The following is a 20,654-nucleotide window of genomic DNA, read 5'->3' as shown; positions in this document are numbered from 1 at the left end:
AGCGCAGCAGTCCTGCCAAGGCGATGCAAAAAAACCTCGGCTTCCTCTTTTTCATCCTGGCCGTCTACGCCTGCGCCTGCCTCGCTTTGTTCCTCGCGCAACGCAGCTTCATCTATTTTCCTCCCGCCACGGCCGCGATCCAGGCACCAAACACCTCGACCATGGCGGTACCCGGGGCAGTCGTAAAAGTGTCCGAGCGCCCCCACCCGGGCAGCAAGGCCATCGTCTACCTGGGCGGCAACGGCGAAGACGTGAGCATGAGCCTGCCCCTGCTGGACGCAGCCTTCCCCGAGCACGCCCTCTATTTGCTGCACTACCGCGGCTACACCGGCAGCACCGGCAAGCCGAGCGAGCAGGCGCTGGTGGCCGACGCCTTGCTGCTGTTCGACCGCGTCGCCGCCCAGCACGCCGAGGTGCTCGTGATCGGCCGCAGCCTCGGCACCGGCATCGCCCTGCAGGTGGCCAGCCAGCGGCCTGTGCACAAGCTGGTGCTGGTCACCCCCTATGACAGCCTGGCGGCGCTCGCGGCCAGCCAGTTCCCGTATTTTCCCGTGCGCTGGCTGCTGCAAGACCGCTACGACTCGCTGCGCCATGCGCCGCAAATAAAAGTCCCGACCCTGATCGTGGCGGCTGAACACGACGAGATCATTCCCGCCGACAGCACGGCGCGGCTGTTCGCGCGCTTCAGGCAAGGCGTTGCGACCCGGACGGTGATCGCCAGGGCAGGGCACAACTCGATCTCGGACAGCGCCGCGTATATCCAGGCGCTGCAGTGGGCGCGGTAGCGTTATGCACCGCATTCATGCATAGCGAATAAAGCCTTATTACATTCATATCGCACACGCTGAACAGTTGTTCGCCGCCCACGCTATCGCTTCAAGAGACTGTTTCCCCGAGGCACGAACTGATAAACTCTTCAGTTAACGTCTACATCGAATAAATAGGGGAATGCATGTCCAACCGCCAGGTTCGGTCGAACCGCACGTCGTTGGCGGTTGCCGTCGCAACCATCGTCTGGAGCGCTGCCGCGGCAGCACCGCGTCCGGCGAGGCCGGCGTGAGCGCGGACATGGCGGAACCCTCCGCCGCCGACCCGCGCCTGCGCGCCGATCCGCTGGCCGACGACACGATCGACCGCATTCTCGGCGAGACGGCCGGCACGCTGCTGCTGCCGCGCTGGGAAGCCGTCGCCCTGGTCGAGGATGCGCTGGCCAGCTGGACGACCAACGCCGCGCTCGATGGCTGGACAGCCGCCGAAGGCACGCCGCTGCCGATCGCCGCGGCACTGGAACACTACGTGCGCCAGGCGCGCCAGCTGCCCGCCTGGGCGGACTCCGGCAAGATCGGTTGCGCCGAGGCGGTGTTCGCCGAGATCGGCCTGCTCTCGCCCACGCTGCTGGCCTGCGCCGTCCTGCCCGAAGCCGATGTCGCCGTCGACCCGCTGGCGCAATCGCTCGACGAGCGGCTGCGCGCGGCAATGGCGCTGCAGTGTGCAGTGCTGCTGCAGGGCGGCATGCTGGACCCTGCCGGCGCCGGCCTGGCCCAGCTGCTCAAGGCGCGCCTCACGAATGCCCTGATCCGCCACCTGGTCGTGCGCGGCAACCCGGCCGAGGCGCTGGCGCATGGCGCGGCGATCCACCCGCTGCTGCCCGAAGGCCCGCAGCGTTACCGCGTCCTGTTCGCGCAGGGCTGGAACGTGCGCGCCAACGGCTTGCCGCGCAACCAGCAGGAGCAGGCTTATGCGCTGCTCACCTGCCACTACGTGTTCCTGCGCAGCCTGCGCCGCCTGGGCCTGGGCCTGAATAAACAGGAGGAGGGCGCCTGGCTGCATGCCTGGAACGTGGCCGGCCACCTGCTCGGCATCGAAGAGGCGCTGCTGAGCGCCACAATGAAAGACGCGGCGACCCAGTTCGCGCGCCTGCAGCACAAGGCGCAGGCCAGCGCCGCTGCCCGCTACGCGGCCCCCGCACGCAAGGGCGCGGCGCCGGCCTACGGAAAAATCGCCGACCCGCGCCCGGCGCTTGGCGCAAGCCTGATGCACGCCCTGCAGGACGAGATCGGCACGCGCTCGCGCAAAGCGGTTCCGATCCTGCTGGCGCGCCGCCTGTGCGGTCCGGCGACGACCCGCATCCTCGGCCTGGACGGCCGGGTGAGCATGCGTGCGCGCGCCCTGTTCGCACTAGGAATGGCGGCGGCGCGCGTCGTCCCTGGACTGTCGGCCGGGCGCCTGGCCGGCCGCATCCTCGGCTACCGCCTGGCACAGCGCTACATGCTTGATCCGGCCCGTCCGCTCGAGCTGCCCGACGCCTTGCTGCGCCAGGTCGACGCCGCCGTGCGCGACTGGGACAGCGATGCACAGGCTCCGCGCTGGGTCAGGGCCATCGAACGCCGCTTCAGGCCGCAGCCGGCAAAAGGCGGCACGGGCGCGGCGGCTGCATGCTGACAAAGGCGTTTGCCGGGCTGCGCGCAGCCTGCGCTTTCGTCTTGCTCGCGCTGCTGCTGGCGCTCCTGCCGCGCTCAGCCGCCGCTTCCGCAGCGCTGGTGCTGGACGCGCGCACCGGCAGCGTCGAAGCCTGGCCCGCGCTGACCATGCTGGCCGACCCCGGCGGCACGCTCGGCATCGAGGCCATGCTGGCGGCCCCGCAGCGCTTTGCCGCGCCTGCCTCGGCCCGGTCCACGCTCGGCGTGCAGCACCATCCGGTCTGGCTGCGCATTCCGGTAACGGTGGCAGAGGGCGGTCCGGGGGCCTGGATCCTCCACATCGACTACGCACTGCTGAACAAGGTCGAGCTGTTTGTCACGCGCGCTGGCCGCGTGAGCCAGCGCGCGCTGGCCGGCAACCTGCAGCCGGTGGCGCCGAACGTGCAGCGCGTGCGCACGCCGGCCATGCTGCTCGACCTGGCGCCGGGCCGGCACGAGATTTATTTGCGCATCGAGACCAGCGGCGCCATGGTGCTGCCGCTGCGCTTCTCGACGCCCTCGGTCTTTCACGCCGAAGCCGTCCACGAGCAGATGCTGCAGGGCCTGTTGCTGGGCCTGGCCCTGTGCCTGCTGCTCTACAGCCTGGGCCAGGCCGTCAACCTGCGCGAGCCGCTGTTCGCCAAGTATGCCCTGATGCTGGTCGGGATGGCCCTGCTGTCGGCCGAGGTTTTCGGGGTCGGCAGCCAGTACGCCTGGGGCAACAACGTTTGGCTGAACCTGCATGCCGGCGGCCTGGCCGCGCTGATGTCCTCGTGCGGCGCCTACCTCTTCGTCGAACAGGCGCTGGCGCGACCCGGCAAGGACCACACCTTCAGCCGCCTCATGAAAGCCGGCGCCGCCCTCTGCGCGCTCGCTGCCCTGGCCTTCGGGTGCGATGCGATCGACGGCGCGCAGATGGTGGCCGTCGCCAGCACCCTGGGCATCATGCCGATGCTGCTCGGCTTGCCGGGGGCCTGGAAGCGCGCGCGCGGGGGCGACCCGGTCGGCTTTTATTTTCTCGGCGGATGGGCGCTCACCTTCGTGGGTTCGCTGGTGCTGAGCCGCACCTATGCCGGCGCGCTGCCGGCCAATTTCTGGACCATGCACGCGTTGCAGTTCGCGACCTCGATCGACATGGTGATTTTCATGCGCGTGCTCGGCCTGCGCACGCGCGCAATCCGCACCGCCATGCTGCGCGCCGAAGCGGCCACGCGGCTGAAGTCCGACTTCCTGGCCAACATGAGCCACGAAATCCGCACCCCGATGAACGCGATCATCGGCATGAGCCGCCTGGGCCTGATGGCCGACCCGGCGCCGCAACTGCGCAACTACCTCGGCAAGATCCTGGGTGCGGGCGAGCACCTGCTCGGCATCGTCAACGACATCCTCGACGTGTCGAAGATCGAAGCCGGCCAGCTGCGCCTCGAGCGGGTCGGCTTCGACCTCAACGAATTGCTCGAACGCTTGTCCAGCCTGACCGCTCTCAAGCTCGATGCGCGCCGCGTCGAGCTCGTGTTCCGGGTGGGACCGGACGTGCCGGCGCGCCTGGTCGGCGATCCGCTGCGCCTGGGGCAAGTGCTGATCAATCTCACCAGCAATGCCGTCAAGTTCACCGAGCGCGGCGAGATCGCCGTCGCGGTCGACGTGGGCGCGCGCGGCGCCGGCGGCGTCACCCTGCGCTTCTGCGTCAGCGACACCGGCATCGGCATGGACGCCGGCCAGCTGGCGCGCCTGTTCCAGTCCTTCAGCCAGGGCGACGACTCGGTCACGCGCAAGTACGGCGGCACGGGCCTGGGCCTGGCCATCTCGAAGCAGCTGGTCGAACTGATGGGCGGCGCGATCGCGGTCGCCAGCACACCCGGTATGGGCAGCAGTTTCAGCTTCAGCGTCACGCTGGGGCAGGAGGAGGGCGCGCCCGGCGTGCTGGCCGCACCGGAACGTGCGCAGCGCGGCGCACCCGGCTGGCGCGAGTTCGAAGCGCGCCGCCTGGCGCCCCTGCGCGGCGCACGCATCCTGCTGGTCGAGGACAATGCCAACAACCGCGAGGTGGCGCTCGATTTCCTGGCCGCGGCGCCGGTCCAGGTCGACGTCGCGACCCATGGCGGCGAAGCGGTCGAGATGGTGCGGCAGTTCGATTACGACCTGGTCCTGATGGACATCCAGATGAGCGAGGTCGACGGCCTGAGCGCCACGCGCCGCATCCGCGCCATGCAGGACCGCGCTGCGCTGCCGATCGTCGCCATGACCGCCTACGCGATGGCGGGCGACCGCGAACGCAGCCTCGCCGCCGGCATGAACGACCATATCGCCAAGCCGATCGACCCGGATGTCCTGTTCCGCACCCTGCTGGCCTGGATCGACCCGGCACGCCTGGCCGGAGGCGCCGTGCCGGCGCCGGATCCGCAGGCATCCCCTGGCCCTGACACGCTCTTGCTGCCGCAGGTGGCAGGCGTCGACTGGGAAGCGGCGCTGCTCGGCGTCGAGCACCAGCATGCGCGCCTGCTGCGCCGCGTGCGCAGCTTCGTGCAGGAATACCGCGCGGCGCCCGGGCAGCTGGCCGCGGCGCTGGCCTGCGCCGACACCGCGCCTCTGCTGGCTCTGGCGCACAACCTGAAGTCGAGCGCGGCCTATATCGGCGCGCACGCGCTGGCAGCCGATGCGCAGCAACTCGAAGAACTACTCCGCGCCGGTGAGCACGGACAGGCGGCCGCCCTGGTGCCCGGCCTGATCGCCGCGCTCGATACGGTATTGGCGGGCATCGCGCCGCTGGCCGCCGCGCGCGGCCTGCCGCCGGTATCAACGGATGCACTGCCGGCCGTCTTCGAACGGCTGGCCGCCTACCTGGCGGCCGACGATGCGCGCGCCTGCGACGCCCTGGCGCAGCTGCAAGCGCTGCTGCCGGAGAGCGCGCATGGCGCGCTGCTGGCGCAGGTCGCGCATGCCGTGGGCGAGCTCGAATACGCGGCCGCCGTCGCGCCGCTGGAAGGACTGGCGCGCCAGCTCGGCCTGAACCTGGAGGAAACCGCATGACGCCCGCCGAACCGCAGAAAGTCCTGATCGCCGACGACGACGCAATCAACCGCGATGTCTTGTGCGAGCTGCTGCAGCCCGAATACACCGTGCTGCTGGCGAAAAACGGCGCCCAGGCCATCGAGCGCGCCACGCGCCATGTGCCCGACCTGATCCTGCTCGACGTGATGATGCCCGACATGAGCGGCTTCGACGTGCTGCGCCGCCTGCGCGCCGCCGCCCCGACCGAGCACATCTCGGTGATCTTCATCTCGGGCCTGAACCATCCCGAGGACGAGGCGGCCGGCCTCAAGATGGGCGCCTCCGACTACATCGCCAAGCCTTTCAATGCGACCGTGGTGCTGGCGCGCGTGGCGCTGCACCTGCAGCTGGTACGCCAGCGCCGCCTGCTCGAACACCTGGCCCACGTCGACGGCCTGACCGAGCTGGCCAACCGGCGCCGTTTCGACGACGTCTACGACCTCGAATGGCAGCGTGCGCGCCGCAGCGGCCAGCCGCTGTCGCTGGCCCTGCTCGACATCGACTCGTTCAAGCAGTTCAACGACCTGTACGGCCACCCGGCCGGCGACCGCGCCCTGCGCGCCGTCGCGCGCCTGGCCAGCACGCACATGCGCCGCCCGGCTGACCTGGCCGCGCGCTACGGCGGCGAAGAACTGGTACTGCTGATGCCCGACACCGACGCCCTCCAGGCGCAAACGATCGTGCAGACGCTGCGCGAAGCGGTGGCCCAGCTGATGATCGCGCACGCCGGATCGAGCGCCGCCGCCGTCGTCACGGCCAGCATCGGCGGCGCCACGCTCGACCCGGCGCAACCCGAGAGCTCGGCCGCGCTGTTCGAGGCAGCCGACGTGCAGCTGTACCGAGCCAAACAGGGCGGGAGGAATCGCGTGATGTGGCGGCAGGAAGCGGACGAGCGCGGCGGCCTGCGCGCCGATGGCTCCGCGTGTTAGCGAAACGCTATCGCTGGAATAGGCACTATTGATCGGTACCTCTTGGTTTCTGTTAGTTGGCTAACGTAGCGCCCGCCGCTGGTCGGTTAAGGTCTTTGTTGAATTCAAGACAATTGATCAACCAGCGAGGATAGAATGCCTGTAAGCAAAAACAAACCCGGTTCCACCGATGGCGCCGGCTCCGTACTGAGCACCGTGGCAGGGCCGTCCGTCAGCACGCCGCCTTCCACCCTTGGCAGCAAGGAAGCAGTGCCCGAGCGCCTGCTGGAAAAAACCAGCGCCGAAAAGCAGCTGGCCGCCGCCGCGCCCTTCAATCCGAACAAGCCGGGCGAGTACGGCGACGCGTCGCGCACCCCGCAAGAAGGCGACCATCACCAGCCGTCCACGCCGGCCGCTACCGGCAGCACCAGCACCGAAATCATCGCCTCCGACAAAGTCGGCAGCGGCGAGCCGCCGGTCGGCCAGAATCCGAGCGCGGCGCCGCTCGACCGCGTGCGCGTCGACTCCAGCAACCAGGTGCTGACCACGAATCAGGGCGTGCCGGTTGCCGACAACCAGCATTCGCTGAAAATCGGCCTGCGCGGACCGACCGCGATGGAAGATTTCATTCTGCGCGAAAAGATCACCCACTTCGACCACGAGCGCATTCCCGAACGCGTCGTGCACGCGCGCGGTTCGGCCGCACACGGCTTCTTCGAGTCGTATGGCGATTTCTCGGAGCTGACGCGCGCTACCCTGTTTTCCGCCAAGGACAAGCGCACCCCGGTCTTCGTGCGCTTCTCGACGGTTGCCGGCGAACGCGGTTCGACCGACACCGCGCGCGACGTGCGCGGCTTTGCGGTCAAGTTCTATACCGAACAAGGCAACTGGGACCTGGTGGGCAATAACATCCCGGTCTTCTTCATCCAGGACGCCATGAAATTCCCGGACCTGGTGCACGCCGCCAAGCCGGAACCGCATCACGGCATGCCGCAGGCCGCCACTGCCCACGACACCTTCTGGGACTTCGCCTCGCTGTCGCCGGAAATCGCGCACATGCTGATGTGGGCGATGTCGGACCGCGCCATCCCGCGCAGCTACCGCACCATGCAGGGCTTTGGCGTGCACACCTTCCGCCTGATCAACGAAGCCGGCGAGTCGCGCTTCGTGAAGTTCCACTGGACGCCGAAGCAGGGCACGCACTCGCTGGTGTGGGACGAAGCGGTGCGCATTTCCGGCGCCGACTCCGACTTCCACCGCCGCGACCTGTGGGAAGCCATCGAATCGGGCAATTTCCCGGAATGGGAGCTCGGTTTCCAGGTCTTCACCGAAGAGCAGGCCGAATCCTTCCCCTTCGACATCCTCGACCCGACCAAGCTGATCCCGGAAGAACTGGTGCCAGTGACCCCGATCGGCCGCATGGTGCTGGACCGTAATCCGGACAACTTCTTCGCCGAAACCGAGCAGGTGGCCTTCTGTACCGCCCATATCGTGCCGGGCATCGATTTCTCGAATGACCCGCTGCTGCAGGGCCGGAATCACTCCTACCTCGACACCCAGATCAGCCGCCTGGGCGGCGCCAATTTCCACGAAATCCCGATCAACTCGCCGATCGTCCAGGTCCAGAACAACCAGCGCGACGGCATGCACCGCCAGGCCATCAACCGCGGCCGCGTCAATTACGAGCCGAATTCGCTCGGTGGCGGCTGCCCGTTCCAGGCCGGAAAAATGGGCTTCACCAGTTTCCCGCAAACCTTCGCCAGCGAAGACAAGGTACGCGGCAATCCTGAACTGTTCGCCGAGCATTACGGCCAGGCGCGCCTGTTCTATCACAGCCAGAGCGCAGCCGAGCAGACCCACATCGCCAACGCCTTCCGCTTCGAGTTGAGCCGGGTGCAGACGCTCGCCGTGCGCGAGCGTGTGCTGGCCCTGCTGGCCAATGTCGACGATGGGCTGGTGGCGAAAGTGGCCGAAGGCCTGGGCATGGACGTGCCGGCGCCGCTGCCGCTGGCCAGCCCGAACCCGATTCCGGCCTACGAACCGTCGCCGGCGCTGTCCTTGCTGGCGCGTCCAGGCGAAACCGGCATCCGTACCCGCCGCGTCGCGATCCTGGTGGCGCATGGTGTCGACGGCAAGAAAGTGCGCGAGCTGTACTCGGCGCTCCTGAAGGATGGCGCCGTGCCTCGCCTGGTCGGCAACATGCTGGGCAAAGTGAAAACCAGCGCGGGCGACCCGCTGGACGTCGAGATCTCGCTCGAAGCCGGTCCGTCGGTGATGTATGACGCGGTGATCGTGCCCGATGGCGACAAGTCGTCCGACCTGCTGGCGCGCAATGCCCAGGCAATCGACTTCCTGCGCGAGCAGTATCGCCATTGCAAGCCGATCCTGGCCCTGGGCAGCGGCGCCGATTTGCTGACCAAGGCGATGGTTCCGGCAACGCTGCCGGATGGCTCGGATGATCCGGCGCTGCTGATCGACGGCAGCCTGGATGCCTTCAAGGAAGCGCTGGCGGGCCACCGTTCGTTCGCGCGCGAGACCGATCCGCCGATGGTGTAAGCCATCGTCCTGCAATGCAAAACGGCCGATCGTTTGATCGGCCGTTTTGTTGTTGCTGCCTGGCGGGCGGCCAACAGGTGTGACGGCTTCTCAGCCGATTGTCGCCACCCCGTCAGCGCCCGATTTGATTCCCCAGGTATTCGTTGCCAGCAGGAGTAATGCGAGCTCGCCATCGGCCAGCTTCTCGTCCGCGTAGGACATTTGCCACATGGCCTTCCAGACGCGAAGGCGCAGGTCGGGTTGCACGATCTCGGCCAGCATTTGGTCGATCATTTCCTTCTCGACCTTCAGCAGACCGTCGGGGGTCGTCATCAGATCGGCGCGCATCTCATGCAGCACCTGGTCGAACACCTCTTCCGCAATGCCCGCTTGGTCGAGAATGCCCAGGCGGTAAGAGGCGGCGATCTCGAGCGGCGAGCCGCCACCGTCGGCAATGACGGTCAGAACGAGTAGTCGGGATACGGCTTGCGGGCTGTCCGGCGGGTAGGAGCGCATCGTTTAATCCTTCTTGAACGTGGTGATGACGTGCCCGTGCCAGGCATGCGGACGCATCGATGATAGGGTGGTGTCCGACAGTATGCCGATTTTCCGACCGCCATGCGTTTCCAGCTAACCGACCCTTGCCCGCTCACACGCCGCCTGCATACCCGTTCTGGCGCCAGGCCTCGTACACCACCACCGCCACCGTGTTCGACAAATTCAGGCTGCGGTTATCCGGCATCATCGGCAGGCGGATGCGTTGCGCGGGCGGGAACGTCTCGCGGAAGGCCGGCGCAAGCCCGCGCGACTCCGGGCCGAACACGAACACGTCACCCGGCTCGAAAGCGGCATCGGCAAACGGCGCCGAGCCATGCGTGGTCAGCGCGAACATGCGCGCCGGGTCGGGCTGGGTATCGGCCATGAACGCCTCCCAGTTCTTGTGCACCTTCATCGTCGCGTAGTCGTGGTAATCCAGCCCGGCGCGGCGCATCTTGGCGTCGTCGAGCGGGAAGCCGAGCGGCTCGATCAGGTGCAGCTGCACGCCCGTGTTGGCGCACAGGCGGATGACGTTGCCGGTATTCGGCGGGATTTCCGGTTCGACCAATACGACGTGAAACATTCAAACTCCATTCATTGTAAAGCGCCTGACAAAATTGTCAGGGCAAGGCGCAACGCCGAAGACAGTACATTGGTACGGCGAGGCGTTGCAACGCAGCCATGGTGGTTTTGTCAGGCGCGTTAGTGGGGCGGCGTGCGCGCGAACACCAGGTTCGACACGCGCGCCGCGCCGGCCGCCTTCAGTGTCGCGGCCAGCGCGTTCAGGGTGTGGCCGCTCGTCATGACGTCGTCGACGACGCCGACGTGACGGCCTTCGATCAGTTCCGCCATGCCGGGCGAAAGCGCGAAAGCGCCGCGGATGTTGCGGGCCCGTTCGTGCGGGGTGACGCCCGACTGGGCCGCCGTCTCGACCGCGCGCACGGCCAGGCGCGGTTGCAGGGGCAGGCCGGTCATGTGCGCCAGGGGCCGGGCAATCTCGAGCGCCTGGTTGAAACCGCGTTCGGCGAGCCGGCGCGGCCCCAGCGGGACTGGGCACAGCAACTCGGGCAGGGGCCAGTTCGATTGCGCCAGCAGGGCGTCGCGCATGCGGCCCGCGAACCAGGGCGCGAGCGGCAGCCGCGCGCCGAATTTCAGGCCGAGCACCAGGCCGTCGAGCGGCGCGGCGTAGTCCACCGCCGCCACCGTGGCCTCGAAAGCGGGCGCGGCGGCGAGGCAGGCGGCGCAGCTTTGTCCGGCGCTTTCGCCCAGGCCGAGCGGGTTGGCGCAACAGGGACAGCGCGGCCCGCCGGCGCCGGCGTAGCGCAGCGTGCAGGGCGCACACACGGCCTCATGCGCCAGCTCGCCGCACAGCGCGCAGGACGACGGCAACAGCGAGGGCAGCAGCGTGCGCATCAGCGCGCGCGGCCAGTGCAGCGTGAACGATCCCATCGGCTCAAGTCTCCGCGAACATGTACACTCCCGCCATTATCTCATTTGAACGCAACTGAACAATGGCTTCTCCCTCGACTCCATCGAAAATGAGCGCGCCGATCGACGCGCTGCGCGTGCGCGCGCTGTTTGCGCAAGCACAGCGCGTGGCAGGCGCCGATTTCCTGCGGCGCGAGGTCGCCGAACGCATGCATGAGCGCCTGAGCCTGGTCAAAATCGTGCCGCAGCGCGTACTTGACGCCGGCTGCGGCGCCGGGCCCGACCTGGGGACCCTGCAAAAGACCTATCCGGCGGCCCAGATCGTCGGGCTCGATGCCTCCAGCGCGATGCTGGCCGGCGCCCGGGCCGCGGCGCCGGCACTCGGTGCGCTCAACCAGATGCTCAGCCGCCTGATGCCGGCCAAGGCCGGCGTCGATCTTCTGTGCGGCGACTTCGGTACCCTGCCGTTCGGGCCGAACTCGATCGACCTGGTGTGGTCCAACCTGGCGCTGCACTGGCATCCCCAGCCCGACCGTGTGTTCGCCGAATGGCGCCGCGTGCTGCGCGTCGACGGGCTGCTGATGTTCTCGAATTTCGGACCAGACACTTTCAAGGAGCTGCGCACGGCCTTCGCCGCGCTCGACGAAACGCCGCATACCCTGCCTTTTGTGGACATGCACGACTTCGGCGACCAGCTGGTGGAAGCTGGCTTTTCGACGCCCGTCATGGATGCCGAGCGCATCACGGTGACCTACGGCACGGTCGAGGCCTTGCTGGCGGACGTGCGCGCAATCGGCGGCAATCCGCTGGCCACGCGCCGCCGCGGCCTGATCGGGCGCGCGGCCTGGCAGCGCATGGTTGACGCGCTGGAGGCGACGCGCGGCGCGGACGGCAAGATCGCGCTGACTTTCGAGGTAATTTATGGACACGCGTTCCGGCCGGTGCCGAAAACGACGGCGGCAGGGGAGTCCATCGTGCAATTCCGGCCGCGCAAACCGTGACGGCGTAACGAAAGTAGGAGGAAGCCAAACTCCCTTCTGCCTGTGCTTACGACTTACGCTTTGTCATCCTTCTCCCGGCCGTCGGCCTCGGCCTTTGCATCCGCCTCGACCTCGGCCAGAATCGCCGCTATACGTTCTGGCGACATCGGCCGTGTTTCGATGATGAGGTTCGGGTAGGCCGCGAACTTTTCGGTGTTCGAGCGCTGCAGCACCCCGAGCACCATCTTGCCAATCATGGCTGCTGATTCCTCCAATCCTCTCTCATTGAAAGATTCGAGCGTTCCGAAAGTGTCCTCGAATACCAGGCCACGCGCCAGACGACCTCGGTCAAGCAAGGTCATATGCAGAGCATCATCACCTTCCTCGAAGTGGAAAGCGATGTACGGTACTCCTTCTCGCATGGCAATCTCCTTGTCGTAAAAGTTAATGTGCGATCAGGGCCACTTCGCTGCGGCCCTTCCGCGGCAATTTGACCATTCTTGTGCTACTTTTTTCAGGCAGGCGCTGTACTCGTTCTTGGCATCCTTGAGTTTCTTGCGCTCGCCCGGGGTTAACTTTACCCCCTGTTCAACCATGTCGTCGTGGATAGACCCGCCGTGAAGAGTGTATCTGAGGCCGCAGAGCTGATCCTCGTCACGCATTTTGTCGGCGTCGCAGTCGTCGAGGTCCATCTGATACTGCTTCTCCTCCCATGCATCACGCGTGATGGGATCAGGCCGGACCGGAGGGTCGATGATTTCCAGCGGTGGTGGCGCCACGGGCGCCGGCGCCGGCTCGAACCGGCCACAGACCCAGCTGAATGGCGCATAGTCGCATATCGAAGTAGGCGGCTGGCTCGGCGGCAGCCGCTGTCCCGTTTCCGGGTCAGTGGTGTTCGGATCCGGCGCTGGGGCCGTGCCTTCGCAGATCTGCGCGCCAGGTTCACCCCAGCAATTCCAGCCCCCGGGCGTTGGCAGAACTGGAATCGGGATCGGAATTCCGCCGGGGCCTGGTACTGGAACCGCATCGGGAGTATCGGGATACCCGCCGCCATCAGCGCTACCATCAGGGAATGTTTCTCCCGATTCAGTTCCCCAGTCGTCTCCGCTGCCGTCGTCTGGCGCAGGAACTTCGTCGGGCCAGTAGCCACCTCCGCCACTGTCGCCGGCGCCGCCTTCGCAATAACCGTAGTCGTGGCAGTAGCCGTCACCACCTCCGCTGTCAGCGAGCATGGGCCGTTGGAGGCCGAGCGTCGCTTTGCCGCCTTGCTTCTTGGCAGCCGCGTTGATTGCCGTGTGGCGAATGGCGCGCTGCGATAGTAGCTTAGTAGCTCTGGTCTGTGCTTCTTCCAGTGCTCGCATGAAGCTTGCAGTCGCAGCCTGCGCTTGCCCGGGCTTCATCGACTTGAGGTACTTGTCGTCGATGGTGATATCGAGGTATGTTTTGAGCTTCGGGTTCTCGATGGCCTTGATGCGGCCTCCCTTGATGATCGGTGCTTTGATCGGGAAGCATTCAAACGCCGCAGTGTTCTTCAAGGTCGGCAGGTAGCACAAGCTGTAACGCCTGTTGGACACGACGACTGCGCTAACCGGAGCCAGTCGTTCGTCGAGGAACCGGCCTCTGGTGATGGCAATCGGCTTGCCCGTCTGCTTCGGCAAGGCACGCCGGATGCAGGAGCCGGTTTTCGAGCATGCTTCCAAGGAGGAGCCATGGCGCCAAACAGCTTGCTGCTGTCAGGTGCGACACCCAGCTGCGGTGCATAGTTGAAGATGGGTGGTCTTGGTTTCGGTTTCAGCCTTTCAGACCCCCCGAAATTTGATCGACCCTGGCGCAGGTGCGATGGGCGTTGGCGCGGGAGTGAGCTTGGAAGCTCCCGATTTCCCTGGTGGTATTGGTTCTGGTTTTGTTGGAGCGAACCCAACTTGGGCGGAGGCGGAGCAAGCCAGGGATGCAAGTAGTGCCACAAAAGCATCACGTTTGTTCATTTTTCACCTTTTCGTAGAATGAAAAATGATGCTTTCTCAGCAGTTACGTATGCTGATCTGGTTCAAACGTGTGGCCGTGTACACGGCGATGGTACGGTCGTCCACCCTAAGGGGACGTGCACGTGATGCCGATCCGGTGCCATCGGCAACAAGTGTGCTAGCACGGTGTTGCTCCCACAGCAAGGCCTTTACAGCAACGCTCGATGCCATAACGCACGAAACAACACAGCCGTGGCAAGGATTTTCCTTGAATAAAAATTAGCGATTTGAGTATAATCAATAACTATTTTTTCGTCCCAGGCCCTATAAGCGTTGAAAAACGGGGCGTAAAGATGGAACAATTAGAAAGAAAAGCAACATCAGCAAGTTTCGCGCCCCCCAGTGTGTTTTTGCAGTTGCTGGTGGGCGAGCATGGTTTCAACCCGTTGCGCGTCTACAAGCCGCGCCGCCGGGAACCAGCTTGCATTGGTTTCGGAGCGGCGGCGTTTCGTTCATGGAAATTGCTGACCGTTTAAAAATATTCTTATTTTGGGTGGTTGGGGACAATTCATGACATATGCAAAGCGACTTCACGCCATGGTGCTCGGTCTGGCAGTATTGACCAGCATCCCGGCACTGGCAGCGCCGGAAATCACGGGGCGGCCGGTGGAACACCAGTTGAACATGCAAACTCCGGTGACTGGGATCGGCGCTGACATCTACGGCTTGCACAACGCGATGATGCTGGTCTGCATCGTCATCTTCCTCGGCGTCTTCGCCGTCATGTTCTACTCGGTGTTCAAGCACCGCAAATCCCTCGGCCACAAACCGGCCACCTTCCACGAATCGACCGCTGTCGAAATCGCCTGGACCATCGTTCCCTTCCTGATCGTCATCGGCATGGCCCTGCCTGCCACCAAGACGGTCGTGGCACTGAAAGACACCTCGAACGCCGACATCACCATCAAGGCCACCGGCATGCAGTGGAAATGGGGCTACGACTACCTGAAAGGCGAAGGCGAGGGCATCAGCTTCCTGTCGAACCTGTCGACCCCGCGCAGCCAGATCGGCGAGCCCGGCGTCGTCAATACCGAAAAACGCGGCGAAAACTACCTGCTCGAAGTCGACAACGAAATGGTCGTCCCGGTCGGCAAGAAGATCCGCATGGTCCTGACCGCGAACGACGTGATCCACGCCTGGACGATTCCGGCCTTTGCCATCAAGCAGGATGCGATTCCCGGTTTCGTCCGCGACGGCTGGTTCAAGGCCGACAAGATCGGCGTCTACCGCGGCAACTGCGTCGAGCTGTGCGGCAAGGACCACGCCTTCATGCCGATCGTCGTGCGCGTTGTCTCCGCCGAGGATTACACTGCCTGGGTCACGGGCGAGAAGAAGAAAATGGCTGCGCTGGCCGACGATCCGACCAAGGTCTGGACCATCGACGAACTGAAAACCAAGGGCGAAGCCGTTTACGCCGCCAACTGCGTGGCCTGCCACCAGGCCAACGGCAAGGGCGTGCCGAACGCGTTCGCGCCGCTCGACGGTTCGCAAGTCGTCAACGGCGACAAGGTCCACCAGATCGACGTCCTGCTCAAGGGCCAGGATACGCCGGCCTACCCGGGCGCCATGCCGGCCTGGAAGCAGCTGTCGGACTCGGACATTGCAGCGGTGATCACCTATACCCGCAATACCTGGTCGAACAAGGCTGCGGAAAACATCGTTCAACCGGCCGAAATTCTGGCTGCACGTAGCAAGTAACGGAATTCCAGGATACTGACATGACTACCAGCACTCTCGACCACGCCCACGACGACCATCACGGCCACGACCACGCGCACCACGACATGCCGACCGGCGCGCGCCGCTGGCTGTTTGCCACCAACCACAAGGACATCGGTACCCTGTACCTGTGGTTCTCGTTCATCATGCTGCTCTCGGGCGGCGTGCTGGCGCTGATGATCCGCACCGAATTGTTCCAGCCCGGCCTGCAGTTCTTCCGTCCCGAGTTCTTCAACCAGCTCACCACCATGCACGGCCTGGTGATGGTGTTCGGCGCGATCATGCCGGCGTTTGTGGGCTTCGCCAACTGGATGATCCCGCTGCAGGTGGGCGCGTCGGACATGGCCTTTGCGCGCATGAACAACTTCTCGTTCTGGCTGCTGCCGCCTGCGGCCCTGCTGCTGGCCGGTTCCTTCTTTGCACCGGGCGGCGCCACCGCAGCCGGCTGGACCCTGTACGCACCGCTGTCGACCCAGATGGGCCCGGGCATGGACATGGCGATTTTCGCGATGCACATCATGGGTGCCTCGTCGATCATGGGTTCGATCAACATCATCGTCACCATCCTGAACATGCGCGCGCCCGGCATGACCCTGATGAAGATGCCGATGTTCTGCTGGACCTGGCTGATCACCGCCTTCCTCTTGATCGCCGTGATGCCGGTCCTGGCAGGCGCCATCACCATGACCCTGACCGACCGCCACTTCGGCACCTCGTTCTTCAACGCCGCCGGCGGCGGCGATCCGGTCATGTACCAGCACATCTTCTGGTTCTTCGGCCACCCCGAGGTCTACATCATGATTCTGCCGGCCTTCGGCATCGTCTCGCAGATCCTGCCGGCCTTCGCGCGCAAGCCGCTGTTCGGCTACGCTTCGATGGTCTACGCGACCGCCTCGATCGCCGTGCTGTCCTTCATCGTCTGGGCGCACCACATGTTCACCACCGGCATGCCGGTGACTTCGCAGCTGTTCTTCATGTACGCGACCATGCTGATCGCGGTGCCGACCGGCGTGAAAGTGTTCAACTGGGTCGCCACGATGTGGAAGGGCTCGATGACCTTCGAGACCCCGATGCTGTTCTCGGTCGGCTTCATTTTCGTGTTCACGATGGGCGGCTTCACCGGCCTGATCCTGGCTGTGACCCCGATCGACATCATCGTGCACGACACCTATTACGTGGTGGCGCACTTCCACTACGTGCTGGTCGCCGGTTCCCTGTTCGCGCTGTTCGCCGGCTTCTACTACTGGGCGCCGAAGTGGACCGGCCACATGTATCCGGAAGGCCGCGGCAAGATGCACTTCTGGCTGTCGCTGATCACCTTCAACATCACCTTCTTCCCGATGCACTTCCTCGGGCTGGCAGGGATGCCGCGCCGCTACGCCGACTACGCCATCCAGTTCACCGACTTCAACATGCTGGTCTCGGTGGGCGCCTTCGGTTTCGGCCTGTCGCAGGTGTACTTCCTGTTCGCAGTCGTGCTGCCGACCATCAAGGGCGGCCCGAAAGCCGACGCCAAGCCATGGGAAGGCGCGGAAGGCCTGGAGTGGACCGTGCCGAGCCCGGCGCCGTTCCACACCTTCGAGAACCCGCCGCTGGTGAAGTGATGAACGCGCACAAGAAGAATCAGGGTCCAAACAACGGCAAGCTTGCCCTGGCCCTGTGCGTGATCGCCGCCTTCTTCTTCGCGGCGGTGATCGTCAAGCGGCTCTGGTTCATGTAATGAGCTATTCGCCAAATGAGCGCCTGCGCCTGAACCGCTCCACCCTCGGCAAGCTGGTGGTGGTGGCGGTGGCGATGTTCGGCTTCGGCTATGCGCTGGTGCCGGTCTATCGCCAGATGTGCGAGGTGCTCGGGATTAACGTGCTGACGCAGCAGGACGGCACGGTCGAGCGTCCGGAAAATACCCAGGTCGACAAGACGCGCCTGATCACGGTGGAACTGGACGGCAATGCGCAGGGACCATGGCGCTTCCGTCCAACCACGCGCTCGATCCAGGTGCATCCTGGCGAACTGGCCACCGTCGTGTACGAGGTGGTCAATACCCAGGCGCGCGCCGTGAAAGCGCAGGCGATCCCGAGTTACGCGCCGCAGTCGGCGACGCCGCATTTTAAAAAGGTCGAGTGCTTCTGCTTCCGTGAGCAGATGATGAAACCGAACGAAGCGCGCCAGATGCCGGTGGTATTCTTCATCGATCCGAAGCTGCCGAGGGAAGTAAAGAACATCACGCTGTCGTACACCTTCTTCGAAATTTCGGGCGCGGTGGCGGCGAACTGATGGAAGCGAATGAGCCGCCGAAAAGAAAGGCCTCGTTTTTATCGTCGATGAAGGCAGTGTTCTGGTCCTTCTTCGGCGTGCGCAAGCGGCGCGATTACGAGGACGACGCAGTCAATTTGAACCCGTTCCACGTCATTGTGGCGGCGCTGCTGGGCCTGGCGATTTTCATCGGCGTGCTTTTGTTCCTGGTGAAATTGGCAGTCTCGCAGTAGAAGTTTTAGCTTTTAAATTAACGCATTAGAAAAACGATCCAGGAGATGAAGATGAGTGTGTCAAAGACCGCGCCGCATTATTTCGTGCCGGGCCCCTCCATGTGGCCGATGGCCGGCGGCATCTCGATGCTGGTGACCATGCTGGGCGCCTCCGGCTGGGTCAACAGCGCCTCCTGGGGACCTGCTGTCTGCCTGGCCGGCATCGTGGCCATGCTGGTGGTGCTGTATTTCTGGTTCGGCGACGCCATCAAGGAGTCGGAATCGGGCCAGTACAGCCGTAACATCGATTCGTCCTTCCGCTGGTCGATGAGCTGGTTCATCTTCTCGGAAGTGATGTTCTTCGCCGCCTTCTTCGGCGCGCTGTTCTACGCCCGTGCGATCTCGATGCCCTGGCTGGCCGATCTCGACCACAAGGTCTTGTGGCCGGACTTCGCAGGCCACTGGGGCAACACGGGTCCTGCCGGCGTGGTCGATTCGTTCAATACGATGGGCCCGTTCCCGATCCCGACCATCAATACGGCTTTGCTGCTGTTGTCGGGCGTGACGCTGACGATCTCGCACCACGCGCTGCGCGCCGGCCACCGCCGCAACACGGCGTTCTGGCTGTTCGCCACCATCCTGCTGGGCGCGATCTTCATGGGCTTCCAGGTCTATGAATACATGCACGCCTACCAGGAACTGAACCTGAAGCTGACCTCGGGCATCTACGGCTCGACCTTCTTCATGCTGACCGGTTTCCACGGCTTCCACGTGACGCTGGGCGCGATCATGCTGTCCGTGATCCTGTACCGCGTGCTGCGCGGGCACTTCACGGCGGACCACCACTTCGGCTTCGAAGGCGCCGCCTGGTACTGGCACTTCGTCGACGTGGTGTGGCTGGGTTTGTACGTGGTCGTGTACTGGCTGTAATTTGATTCAGGCTGGGATAGCGAGGGACAGCCGGTGGCTGTCCCTTGTCACATCTGAGGATTAAGTGATCAGCGAATACCGGTGGGCTGGATCCAGCCCATCTTGTAGGAAGCCAGCAGGATCAGGAACAGCGTGATCGACAGGCCGACGCGCATCGCCAGCGCGTGCACCGTGCGGTTGCTGCGGCCCTTGTCTTTCATCAGGAAGAACAGCGCCGAGCCGAGGCTGGCGATGATCAGGATGAAGGCGATGGCGACGAAGATTTTCATGTTCTGGCCGGCAGTGGAGTAAGGGTTAATTGTAATGGCGTTCCGGTTCAGGGTCATACCATTTGTGGCGACGGTCGCCTTGGTCGTGCTCGGGGTTTTGTTGGGGAACTGGCAGACGAGGCGGGCCGAGGAAAAATTGAGCATCGCCGCGCGCCTGGTCGAGCGTGGAGCGATCGCGCCGGTGGTGTTGGGGAGCGGTGGTGGTTTGCCGGTGGATATCGAATATCGGCGGGTGCGGGTGACCGGCGAGTGGGTCGCGGCCTGGCCGCTGTTCCTCGATAACCGGCCATTGAATGGACGGGCCGGTTTCATCCTGGCGATGCCGTTTAAAATAGCAGGCGCCAACCAGAACGTGCTGGTGCTGCGCGGGTGGCTGCCGCGCGATGCGCGCGAGTACGGGAAGCTGCCGGACTTCGCGACGCCGGCCGGGCCGACGACGATCGAAGGGGTGGCCACGCTCAGCGCCGGTCACGTGATGCAGCTCGGTACGCCGGGTGCGCTGAAACCAGGTGCGCTCGTGCAGAACCTGACTGTCGATGAGGTGGCGCAGGCCAGCGGCCTGGCGCTGCAGCCTTTCTTCGTGCAGCAGTCGGGAGCGGAGCAGGGCGACGGCCTGGTGCGCGACTGGCCGGCCCCGGCGACGGGCGTCGACAAACACCGCGGCTACGCGTTCCAGTGGTATGCGCTGGCATTGATGGCCGCCTTATTTTTTGTGATTACGGGATTTCGAAGTGGAAGAAAACAAGGTGGTTAAGGGAGTGTCGGACAAGACCCGCTGGCATGGGCGTCTCAAATTGCTGGTCCTGCTGCTGATATGCGCGGCGCCGATCATTGCATCGTACGTGACCTATTACGTCATCAAGCCGGAAGGGCGCACCAATTACGGCGCCTTCATCGACCAGCGCGCGCACCCGATGCCGAAGATGACGAGCACCACGCTCGACGGCCGCCCGGAGACCCTGGAAAACTACGCCGGCAAGTGGATCATGGTGAAGGTGGGCGGTGGTGCCTGCGACGAAGCCTGCCTGAAGCAGCTGTTCGCGATGCGCCAGCTGCGCACCATGCAGGGCAAGAACATGGAACGGGTGGAGCGTGTCTGGCTCATTACCGACAACGAGCCGGTCGACACCATGGTCGTCCGCCAGTACGACGACATGCACATGCTGCGCGTGCCGCGCGAGCAGCTCTCGCGCTGGCTGCCGGTCGAAATCGGCACGAAGCTCGACGACCACATCTTCCTGATCGACCCGCGCAGCAACCTCATGATGCGCTTCCCGAAGGACCCGGACCCGCGCAAGGTGCACAAGGACCTGGCCAAGCTGCTGCGCGCCTCGGCGATCGGTTGAGCC

The 20,654-nt window shown here is 64.8% G+C and carries 20 protein-coding genes; 14 read left to right on the top strand and 6 right to left on the bottom strand.

The window, feature by feature from the left end:
- Positions 1-23: 23 nt before the first annotated feature.
- From NMB41_RS20220 to NMB41_RS20200, 5 genes are all read left to right on the top strand, one after another.
- Positions 24-785, top strand: coding sequence for an alpha/beta hydrolase (locus NMB41_RS20220; RefSeq protein WP_494379587.1), 762 nt, complete (start codon positions 24-26; stop codon positions 783-785).
- Between the two features lie 283 nt (positions 786-1,068).
- Positions 1,069-2,442, top strand: coding sequence for an oxygenase MpaB family protein (locus NMB41_RS20215; RefSeq protein ID WP_494379586.1), 1,374 nt, complete (start codon positions 1,069-1,071; stop codon positions 2,440-2,442).
- Positions 2,436-5,489 (top strand): hybrid sensor histidine kinase/response regulator, encoded by a 3,054-nt coding sequence (locus NMB41_RS20210; protein WP_494379585.1) that lies wholly within the window; start codon positions 2,436-2,438, stop codon positions 5,487-5,489. Before NMB41_RS20215 ends, NMB41_RS20210 begins: the two co-directional genes overlap by 7 nt.
- Positions 5,486-6,439: a diguanylate cyclase gene (locus tag NMB41_RS20205; protein ID WP_494379584.1), complete on the top strand. Its 954-nt coding sequence runs from the start codon at positions 5,486-5,488 to the stop codon at positions 6,437-6,439. Before NMB41_RS20210 ends, NMB41_RS20205 begins: the two co-directional genes overlap by 4 nt.
- Positions 6,440-6,574: 135 nt before the next feature.
- Complete coding sequence (locus NMB41_RS20200; RefSeq protein WP_494379583.1) at positions 6,575-8,974, top strand: catalase; 2,400 nt, start codon at positions 6,575-6,577, stop codon at positions 8,972-8,974.
- A gap of 90 nt (positions 8,975-9,064) precedes the next feature.
- On the opposite strand, the gene NMB41_RS20195 is transcribed toward NMB41_RS20200, so the two are convergent.
- The 3 genes from NMB41_RS20195 to NMB41_RS20185 form a co-directional block, all read right to left on the bottom strand.
- Positions 9,065-9,469, bottom strand: coding sequence for a TerB family tellurite resistance protein (locus tag NMB41_RS20195; RefSeq protein WP_494379582.1), 405 nt, complete (start codon positions 9,467-9,469; stop codon positions 9,065-9,067).
- A 133-nt stretch (positions 9,470-9,602) separates the two neighbouring features.
- Complete coding sequence (trmL, locus tag NMB41_RS20190) at positions 9,603-10,073, bottom strand: tRNA (uridine(34)/cytosine(34)/5-carboxymethylaminomethyluridine(34)-2'-O)-methyltransferase TrmL (protein ID WP_494379581.1); 471 nt, start codon at positions 10,071-10,073, stop codon at positions 9,603-9,605.
- Between the two features lie 119 nt (positions 10,074-10,192).
- Positions 10,193-10,939: a ComF family protein gene (locus tag NMB41_RS20185; protein ID WP_494379580.1), complete on the bottom strand. Its 747-nt coding sequence runs from the start codon at positions 10,937-10,939 to the stop codon at positions 10,193-10,195.
- Positions 10,940-11,028: 89 nt separating this feature from the next.
- Between NMB41_RS20185 and NMB41_RS20180 the strand changes: the two genes are divergently transcribed.
- On the top strand, positions 11,029-11,919 hold the full coding sequence (locus tag NMB41_RS20180) for a methyltransferase domain-containing protein (RefSeq protein WP_494379579.1): 891 nt from the start codon (positions 11,029-11,031) through the stop codon (positions 11,917-11,919).
- A 53-nt stretch (positions 11,920-11,972) separates the two neighbouring features.
- On the opposite strand, the gene NMB41_RS20175 is transcribed toward NMB41_RS20180, so the two are convergent.
- Together NMB41_RS20175 and NMB41_RS20170 are read right to left on the bottom strand one after the other, a co-directional pair.
- The gene (locus tag NMB41_RS20175; protein WP_494379578.1) at positions 11,973-12,320 is read right to left on the bottom strand and encodes a hypothetical protein; all 348 of its coding nucleotides are present in this window, start codon (positions 12,318-12,320) and stop codon (positions 11,973-11,975) included.
- A gap of 33 nt (positions 12,321-12,353) precedes the next feature.
- Positions 12,354-13,556 carry a hypothetical protein gene (locus NMB41_RS20170; RefSeq protein ID WP_494379577.1) on the bottom strand — a complete coding sequence of 401 codons (1,203 nt, stop codon included), beginning with the start codon at positions 13,554-13,556 and terminating at the stop codon, positions 12,354-12,356.
- 659 nt (positions 13,557-14,215) lie between these two features.
- Between NMB41_RS20170 and NMB41_RS20165 the strand changes: the two genes are divergently transcribed.
- The 6 genes from NMB41_RS20165 (at position 14,216) to NMB41_RS20140 (ending at position 19,036) form a co-directional block, all read left to right on the top strand.
- Entirely contained in the window at positions 14,216-14,398 is a 183-nt protein-coding gene (locus tag NMB41_RS20165; RefSeq protein ID WP_494379576.1) for a hypothetical protein, read from the top strand.
- Between the two features lie 34 nt (positions 14,399-14,432).
- Entirely contained in the window at positions 14,433-15,620 is a 1,188-nt protein-coding gene (gene coxB / locus NMB41_RS20160; protein WP_494379575.1) for a cytochrome c oxidase subunit II, read from the top strand.
- A 20-nt stretch (positions 15,621-15,640) separates the two neighbouring features.
- Positions 15,641-17,245 carry a cytochrome c oxidase subunit I gene (ctaD, locus tag NMB41_RS20155; protein ID WP_494379574.1) on the top strand — a complete coding sequence of 535 codons (1,605 nt, stop codon included), beginning with the start codon at positions 15,641-15,643 and terminating at the stop codon, positions 17,243-17,245.
- Between the two features lie 115 nt (positions 17,246-17,360).
- The gene (locus NMB41_RS20150; RefSeq protein WP_494379573.1) at positions 17,361-17,915 is read left to right on the top strand and encodes a cytochrome c oxidase assembly protein; all 555 of its coding nucleotides are present in this window, start codon (positions 17,361-17,363) and stop codon (positions 17,913-17,915) included.
- Positions 17,915-18,127, top strand: coding sequence for a DUF2970 domain-containing protein (locus NMB41_RS20145; protein ID WP_494379572.1), 213 nt, complete (start codon positions 17,915-17,917; stop codon positions 18,125-18,127). Before NMB41_RS20150 ends, NMB41_RS20145 begins: the two co-directional genes overlap by 1 nt.
- A gap of 51 nt (positions 18,128-18,178) precedes the next feature.
- A complete protein-coding gene (locus NMB41_RS20140) occupies positions 18,179-19,036 on the top strand; it encodes a cytochrome c oxidase subunit 3 (RefSeq protein WP_494379571.1) in 858 nt (285 codons plus the stop codon).
- 68 nt (positions 19,037-19,104) lie between these two features.
- Here NMB41_RS20140 and NMB41_RS20135 read toward each other — a convergent pair whose 3' ends face one another.
- The gene (locus NMB41_RS20135) at positions 19,105-19,305 is read right to left on the bottom strand and encodes a twin transmembrane helix small protein (protein ID WP_454164455.1); all 201 of its coding nucleotides are present in this window, start codon (positions 19,303-19,305) and stop codon (positions 19,105-19,107) included.
- Between the two features lie 136 nt (positions 19,306-19,441).
- Between NMB41_RS20135 and NMB41_RS20130 the strand changes: the two genes are divergently transcribed.
- Both NMB41_RS20130 and NMB41_RS20125 read left to right on the top strand, forming a co-directional pair.
- Positions 19,442-20,059 (top strand): SURF1 family protein, encoded by a 618-nt coding sequence (locus NMB41_RS20130; RefSeq protein ID WP_494379570.1) that lies wholly within the window; start codon positions 19,442-19,444, stop codon positions 20,057-20,059.
- A gap of 4 nt (positions 20,060-20,063) precedes the next feature.
- Complete coding sequence (locus NMB41_RS20125; protein ID WP_494379569.1) at positions 20,064-20,651, top strand: SCO family protein; 588 nt, start codon at positions 20,064-20,066, stop codon at positions 20,649-20,651.
- The last annotated feature ends 3 nt before the right edge of the window (positions 20,652-20,654 follow it).

The sequence above is a fragment of the Massilia sp. FBCC-B171 genome, from assembly GCF_059134155.1.
The sequence above is the reverse complement of the archived record's forward strand: the minus strand, read 5'-3'. Positions and strand labels throughout refer to the sequence as shown.